The sequence below is a fragment of the Streptomyces sp. NPDC006283 genome, assembly GCF_040613325.1.
Lineage (GTDB): Bacteria > Actinomycetota > Actinomycetes > Streptomycetales > Streptomycetaceae > Streptomyces.
The window spans coordinates 1-7,540 of record NZ_JBEXRZ010000291.1 but is presented as its reverse complement, the minus strand read 5'-3'; the positions used below and the strand labels follow the sequence as shown (position 1 = coordinate 7,540).

The 7,540-nt window shown below is 70.2% G+C and carries 6 protein-coding genes; all 6 read right to left on the bottom strand.

Features of this window, described 5'->3' with window-relative positions; translation table 11 throughout:
• Positions 1–110: 110 nt before the first annotated feature.
• The 6 genes from ABZ070_RS33910 to ABZ070_RS33885 all read right to left on the bottom strand — a co-directional run bounded on the left by ABZ070_RS33910 (position 111) and on the right by ABZ070_RS33885 (position 7,174).
• The gene (locus tag ABZ070_RS33910; RefSeq protein ID WP_356639634.1) at positions 111–1,208 is read right to left on the bottom strand and encodes a PAC2 family protein; all 1,098 of its coding nucleotides are present in this window, start codon (positions 1,206–1,208) and stop codon (positions 111–113) included.
• Positions 1,209–1,384: 176 nt separating this feature from the next.
• A complete protein-coding gene (locus tag ABZ070_RS33905) occupies positions 1,385–2,056 on the bottom strand; it encodes a FadR/GntR family transcriptional regulator (protein ID WP_356639632.1) in 672 nt (223 codons plus the stop codon).
• Between the two features lie 106 nt (positions 2,057–2,162).
• Positions 2,163–3,791, bottom strand: coding sequence for a glycerol-3-phosphate dehydrogenase/oxidase (locus ABZ070_RS33900; RefSeq protein WP_356639630.1), 1,629 nt, complete (start codon positions 3,789–3,791; stop codon positions 2,163–2,165).
• 12 nt (positions 3,792–3,803) lie between these two features.
• On the bottom strand, positions 3,804–5,330 hold the full coding sequence (gene glpK / locus ABZ070_RS33895) for a glycerol kinase GlpK (protein ID WP_356639628.1): 1,527 nt from the start codon (positions 5,328–5,330) through the stop codon (positions 3,804–3,806).
• Positions 5,331–5,383: 53 nt separating this feature from the next.
• On the bottom strand, positions 5,384–6,175 hold the full coding sequence (locus tag ABZ070_RS33890; RefSeq protein WP_356639626.1) for an MIP/aquaporin family protein: 792 nt from the start codon (positions 6,173–6,175) through the stop codon (positions 5,384–5,386).
• Between the two features lie 234 nt (positions 6,176–6,409).
• Positions 6,410–7,174: an IclR family transcriptional regulator gene (locus ABZ070_RS33885; RefSeq protein WP_356639624.1), complete on the bottom strand. Its 765-nt coding sequence runs from the start codon at positions 7,172–7,174 to the stop codon at positions 6,410–6,412.
• Positions 7,175–7,540 lie beyond the last annotated feature (366 nt).

The window sequence follows — 7,540 nt, the reverse complement described above, 5'->3', positions numbered from 1 at the left end:
GGCCGCACACGACGACGCGGGTGCCGGGGGTGGCGGTGAGCCGGCGGGCGAGGTCGCGTCCGATGCCTCCCGTGCCGCCGGTGATCAGGTAGGTCAGTACTCCCTGCGGCTCAGCTCTCCGACGGCCCCGGCGTACCGTCGCCGCTGTCGTCGTCCTCGCGGCTGTCATGTTCGCCGTCACCGTCTTCACCGCTGTCCGCGGCGCGCGGCGGCCGCTGCTCCCGCTCCGCGTCGCCGCCGGACTCCGCGGGCGTGCCCGTGCCCGTCTCCGGCTTCGGAGGCAGCGGGGGCTTGGTGCGGCCGCCGGCCGGGTCGCGCAGATACGAGCTGCCCTCACCGCCGTCCGTCGCGTGACCGCCGGGCCCCCCGCCGTCACGCCGGCGAAGGTACCGCTCGAACTCGCGGGCGATGGCCTCACCGGACGCCTCGGGCAGTTCCGCGGTGTCGCGGGCCTCTTCCAGGGTCTGGACGTAGTCGGCTACTTCGCTGTCCTCGGCGGCCAGTTGGTCGACTCCGAGCTGCCAGGCCCGGGCGTCCTCCGCGAGTTCGCCCAGCGGGATACGCACGCCGATGAGGTCCTCGAGCCGGTTGAGCAGGGCCAGCGTCGCCTTGGGGTTGGGCGGCTGCGAGACGTAGTGCGGCACAGCCGCCCACAGGCTCACGGCCGGCACGCCGGCATGGGTGCACGCCTCCTGGAGGATGCCGACGATGCCGGTCGGCCCCTCGTACCGGGTCTCCTCGAGGTCCATCGTTCGCGCCAGGTCCGGATCCGAGGTGATTCCGCTGACCGGGACCGGGCGGGTGTGCGGGGTGTCGCCGAGCAGCGCGCCCAGGATCACCACCATCTCGACGCCCAGTTCATGGGCGAAGCCCAGGATCTCGTTGCAGAACGAGCGCCATCGCATGGACGGTTCGATGCCCCGGACCAGTACGAGGTCGCGAGGCTTGTCACCGCCGATCCGGACCACGGAGAGCCGTGTGGTGGGCCAGGTGATCTTCCGTACTCCGCCGTCCAGCCACACCGTGGGCCGGTTGACCTGGAAGTCGTAGTAGTCCTCGGCGTCGAGCGCCGCGAACACCTCGCCCTTCCATTCCCGGTCCAGGTGTGCGACCGCGGTGGAGGCGGCGTCGCCTGCGTCGTTCCAGCCCTCGAACGCGGCCACCATGACCGGGTCGATCAGCTCGGGCACCCCCTCGAGCTCGATCACCCAGTGCCTCCTTCCGAAGTTCCCTTTCGTACGCCCCAACCTTACGGCTTTCCCCGTCCCGCACCGCAGCCCCCGTGCACGGCTGGGTGAACTTGGGTGCGGTCGCACAAACATCGGAGCGCCGGGCACGGAACCCTCGGGATTCATCCGAGCTGTGTCGCGAAAACCTCGAGGCGCTACAGGAGGGAGCGGAGCAGCTGCTCGACGCCTGCCACGTGCACCGTCGCCCACGACCGCGCCGCCTCCCCGTCCCCGTCGCGCAGCGCCGCCAGGATCGCCCGGTGCTCGCGGAGCGTGCGGCTGACCGCGTCCTCCTTGGTGACGCCGTGCCAGAGGCGAGCGCGCGTCGTCGGCCCGAAGGGGCCGTCCAGCAGTGAGCGGAGCACCGCGTTGCCCGACGCCCGGGCGATGCATCGGTGGAAGTCCAGGTCCGCCGCGACGAGTTCCTCGACCGACGGTTCGGTGCCGAGCGCGTCGAGCTGCGCGTCGAGCGCGTCCAGTTCGGCAGCGGAGATCCGGCTCGCCGCCATCGCCGTGGCGGCCGGTTCCAGGATGCGGCGCACGGCGAGGAACTCCAGCACCGTGTCGTCGCTGTGGAGGTCGACGACGAAGCTCAGCGCCTCCAGCAGCAGTTGAGGCTCCAGGCTGGTGACGTACGTGCCGTCGCCCTGGCGTACGTCGAGAATGCGGATGAGCGACAGCGCACGCACCGCCTCGCGCAACGAGTTGCGGGACAGGCCGAGTTCGGCCGCGAGCTCGCTCTCCCTGGGCAGGCGGTCGCCGGGGCGCAGAGCGCCGGAGACGATCATCCCCTTGATCTTCTCGATGGCCTCGTCGGTCACTGCCATGGCGTCGCCCCATCACCACACGGAACCACAGACATCGGATGTCTGAGCGTACAACGAGGGCGGCCCCGGCAGGGCCGCCCTCGTGCGTGACAGGAAACGAACCGGATCAGGCCTTGCGGCCCAGCACGTCCTCGACCCGGCCGCGGATCTCGTCCGTCGCGAGACCGCGGATCGTCAGCGTCGTACGGCGGCGCAGTACGTCGTCCGCCGTCTCGGCCCACTCGTGGTCGCGGGCGTACACGACCTGTGCCCAGATCTCCGGCGCGTCCGGGTGGATGCGTTCGGCCAGCGCCGGGTCCTCGTTCGCGAGGCGGGCGATGTCGAACGACAGCGAGCCGTAGTGGGTGGCGAGGTGCCGGGCCGTGTCGGCCGCCATCCGCGGGCCGGGGGTGCCCCCGTCGACCAGCAGGCGGTGCGCCACCGCGTTCGGGTTGGCGATGCCGGGCAGCGGGAGCTTCTTCGGCAGGTGCGCGATCGGCTCCATGTCCTCGGCGAGCGGGCGACCCGGCAGGGTCGCCAGCTTGTTCATCACCGTACGGCCGATGTGGCGGAAGGTCGTCCACTTGCCGCCGGCCACCGACAGCATCCCGCCGCGGCCCTCGGTCACGACTGTCTCGCGCTTGGCCTTGGACGTGTCGCCGGGCCCGCCGGGCAGCACGCGCAGACCCGCGAACGAGTACGTGATCAGGTCCCGGGACAGCTGCTGGTCCCGGATCGAGAACGCGGCCTCGTCCAGGATCTGCGTGACGTCCCTGTCGTTGACCGCGACGTCCGCCGGGTCGCCCTCGAACTCCTCGTCGGTGGTGCCGAGCAGCAGCATGTCCTCCCACGGCAGGGCGAACGTGATGCGGTACTTGTCGATCGGCGTCGCGAGCGCGGCCCTCCACGGCGAGGTGCGCTTGAGCACCAGGTGCGCACCCTTGGACAACCGGATCGACGGGGCCGCCTCCGGGTCCTCCATCCTGCGCAGGTGGTCGACCCAGGGGCCGGTGGCGTTGAGCACCAGGCGGGCGGTGACGCCGAACTCGGTGCCGTCGGTACGGTCCTTGAGCTCCGCGCCGGTCACCCGGCCCCGGGTGAAGCGCAACCCGGTGACCTCGGCGTGGTTGAGGACGGTCGCGCCCGACTCGACGGCCGCGCGGACCGTCATCAGCGCCATGCGCGAGTCGTTCATCTGGTCGTCGCCGTAGACGGCGACGGCCTTGAGGTTCTCCGTACGCAGCTCCGGCACGTCCCGCTGTGCCTTCGCCGCCGATATGACGTGGCCGACGCCGTCACCGAAGGCGGAGAGCGCCGAGTAGGCGAAGACGCCCGCGCCGAGCTTCGCCGCGCCGTGCGGCCCGCCCTTGTAGACGGGGAGGTAGAAGGTGAGCGGGTTGGCGAGGTGCGGGGCCACCTGGCGGGAGACCGCGCGCCGCTCGAAGTGATTCTCCGCCACCAGCTTCACCGCGCCGGTCTGCAGGTAGCGCAGACCGCCGTGGAGGAGCTTGGAGGAGGCGGAGGAGGTGGCGCCGGCGAAGTCGCCGGCGTCCACCAGGGCCACCCGCAGCCCGGACTGCGCGGCGTGCCAGGCGGTGGAGATGCCCAGGATGCCGCCGCCGATCACCAGGAGGTCGTACGTCGCCTTGGAAAGCTGCTCCCGAGTTTCGGCGCGGCCCGCTGCTTTGAGGGAAGACACAGCCGAGCCGGAGGCCGGGTGCGTCCCAGGGGCGGGGACGCTCTGCAGGGTGGTCATTCTTGCTCCTCGTCAGTTTTCCTCGTCGAGCCAGCCCATGGTCCGCTCCACGGCCTTGAGCCAGCTCTTGTACTCGCTGTCACGCTTGTCAGCGTCCATGCGGGGGGTCCACTCGGCGGCCCTGCGCCAGTTGGCGCGCAGCGCGTCGGTGTCCGGCCAGAAGCCGACGGCCAGGCCGGCGGCGTAGGCAGCGCCGAGGCAGGTCGTCTCGGCGACCATCGGGCGCACGACCGGTGCGTCCAGGAAGTCCGAGAGGGTCTGCATCAGCAGGTTGTTGGAGGTCATGCCGCCGTCGACCTTGAGAGCGGTCAGCTCGACGCCGGAGTCCTTCGTCATGGCGTCGGTGATCTCTCGGGTCTGCCAGGCGGTGGCCTCGAGAACGGCGCGGGCGATGTGCGCCTTGGTGACGTACCGGGTCAGTCCGGCGATCACGCCGCGGGCGTCGGAGCGCCAGTACGGGGCGAACAGACCGGAGAAGGCCGGCACGAAGTAGGCGCCGCCGTTGTCCTCGACCGAGGACGCGAGGGTCTCGATCTCGGCGGCCGAGTTGATCAGGCCCATCTGGTCGCGCATCCACTGCACCAGCGAGCCGGTGACGGCGATCGAACCCTCGAGGGCGTACACCGCCTTCTGGTCGCCGATGCGGTAGCCGACGGTGGTCAGCAGGCCGTTGTAGGAGTTGACGGGCTCGTCACCGGTGTTCATCAGCATGAAGGTGCCGGTGCCGTACGTGGACTTGGCCTCACCCTTCGAGTAACAGGTCTGGCCGAACAGGGCCGCCTGCTGGTCGCCGAGTGCGGAGGCGACCGGGATGCCGTCCAGGGCGCCGCCCTTGGCAAGGCCGTACACCTCGGCGGAGGACCGGATCTCCGGCAGGATCGCGGCCGGGACCTCCATGGACTGCAGGATCTTGTCGTCCCACTCCATGGTGTGGAGGTTCATCAGCATGGTGCGCGAGGCGTTGGTGACGTCGGTGACGTGGACTCCGCCGTCGACTCCGCCGGTCAGGTTCCAGATGACCCAGGAGTCCATGGTGCCGAAGAGGATGTCACCGCGCTCGGCACGCTCGCGCAGGCCCTCGACGTTGTCGAGCAGCCAGCGGGCCTTGGGTCCGGCGAAGTAGGAGGCAAGCGGCAGGCCGGTTTCACGGCGGAAGCGGTCCTGGCCGACGTTGCGCCCCAGCTCCTTGCACAGGGCGTCGGTACGGGTGTCCTGCCAGACGATGGCGTTGTGGACGGGCTCACCGGTGTTCTTGTCCCACAGCAGCGTCGTCTCGCGCTGGTTGGTGATGCCGATGGCCTTGACGTCGGCGGAGGTGATGCCCGCCTTCTCGATGGCGCCGGCCACGACTTCCTGGACGTTGGTCCAGATCTCGGCGGCGTCGTGCTCCACCCAGCCCGGCTTCGGGAAGATCTGCTCGTGCTCCTTCTGGTCGACGGAGACGATCCGGCCGTCCTTGTCGAAGACGATGCAGCGGCTGGAGGTGGTGCCCTGGTCGATGGCCGCGATGAACGGGCCGGTGGTGTGTGCGTCGGTCACGGTCTGCTCCTGCTCGGGTCTGTCGTGTATACGGCTCGTGATGCTCGAACGGCTCAGGCGAACGCGATGTTGTAGATACCCGCGGCGACGGCCGCACCGATCAGAGGACCGGCAACGGGTATCCAGGCGTAGCTCCAGTCGGAGCCGCCCTTGTTCGGCAGCGGGAGCAGGGCGTGCACGATGCGCGGGCCCAGGTCGCGGGCGGGGTTGATGGCGTACCCGGTGGGGCCGCCGAGCGAGAGACCGATGGAGACGACGACGAGGGCGACCATCAGACCGCCGAGGGGGCCGAGGCCCTTGCCGCTGTCGTTGAGGCCCTGGGTCAGCACCGCGAGAACGAGCACGGCCGTGCCGATGATCTCGGTCGCGAGGTTCTGCCAGACGTTGCGGATCTCGGGGCCGGTGGAGAAGACGCCGAGCACGGGGCCGGCCTTGCCGCTGCCCTCCGCGTGCGGGCCTTCGACGGCCTTGTCGGCCGGGTCGCCAACGATCTCGCGGTCCGTGAGGTGCGCGTGGAACTGGCCGTAGTAGGCGACCCAGACGAGAGCCGCACCGATCATGGCGCCGAGGAGCTGGCCCGCGACGTAGACGGGGACGGTGCCCCAGTCGTTGTCCTTGATCGCTATGCCGAGGGTGACGGCCGGGTTGAGGTGGGCACCGGAAAGGGTTCCGGTCATGTAGACCGCGGTCAGGACCGCGAAGCCCCACCCGAAGGTGATGGCCAGCCAGCCGGCGTTCTGTGCCTTCGAGCGCTTGAGCACGACGGCGGCGACGACGCCACCACCGAGCAGGATGAGAACGGCGGTACCGATGATCTCGCCGATGAAGATGTCGGAGTTGGACACCCGCGACTCCTTTGTCCTTCGTCCAGGGGGAAGGCGAACCCCGGGTCCCTCCGGTGGTCCGCGCCCTCAGCAGAGGGCGTTCTCCCGGCCTGGCGTTGCCACACTCTAGCGCGTATTGCCGTTAGCTGTTCGACAATGCCGACCGGTGAACGGCAGTTTTGCCCTCCGATAAACATGACGTCAAGGGTTGTGTCGGGCGAAAACCGGATCGTTACCGATGATGCGCCGCGGCGATCAGAAGCGCCCGGCGCCGAGGTCCCTGGAAACCGCGCGAGCGCAGTCCCGCACCGCCGCCACCAGCTCGGAACGCAGCTCTCCGCCGTTGCACACACGCTCGACGGCGCCCGTGATGGCGACCGCCCCCACCGGCATGCGGCGCCGGTCGTGGATCGGGGCGGCGACGGCGGCCACGCCCTCCCATGTCTCCTCCACATCGGCCGCCCAGCCGCGGGCCCTGGTGTGGTCGAGCAGCAACTCGAAGCCCTCGGGGTCGGTGACCGTCTTCGGCGTGAAGGCCTTGCGCTCGACCTCCAGCGCCTCCGTGTGCGCCACCGGGTCGTAGGCCGCCAGGACCTTGCCGAGGGCCGTGGAATGCAACGGCTGCATGGCCCCCACCTCAAGGACCTGCCGGCTGTCATCGGGCCGGAAGACGTGGTGCACGACCAGCACGCCGTGCTGGTGCAGGACGCCGAGGTGGACGCTCTCGCCGCTGGAACGGGCGAGGTCGTCGGTCCAGACGAGGGCGCGGGCCCGCAGTTCGTGCACGTCGAGGTAGCTGTTGCCGAGCCGCAGGAGCTCCGCCCCCAGCTGGTAGCGGCCGGAGGCGGCGTCCTGCTCGACGAAACCCTCCGCCTGGAGGGTGCGCAGGATGCCGTGGGCCGTACCCTTGGCGAGATCCAGCGACGACGCGATGTCCGACAGGCCCAGACGCCGCTCACCGCCCGCGAGCAGCCGCAGCATGGCAGCCGCGCGCTCGAGCGACTGGATGTTCTTCGCCATCGGATCGGCCCTTCTTCATGCTGTTCGACAATGCTGAACACTATCGGTCGATGTCGACCTTGGTCACGGCGGACCGAGTATCTCGCGCCCGAGGGCCTGTGAAAAAGCCGCTGGGCCCCGCTGCCGTCCGGCCCGTGGGACGCCTCCGCCCCCGAAGGGCCTGCACGGCTACGCTGGCTGCGTGCGCCTTCCCCCCGGAAGCCGCAAAGCCGACAGCCGTCGCATCCCAGGGAGCACATCCATGGCCTCGTTGCCGACCCCCTCCGCTGACAGCCGGACCCGTATCGACGCCCTGCGCCACGCGCTCGCCACCCGGGTGGTGGTGGCCGACGGGGCGATGGGCACCATGCTCCAGGCTCAGGACCC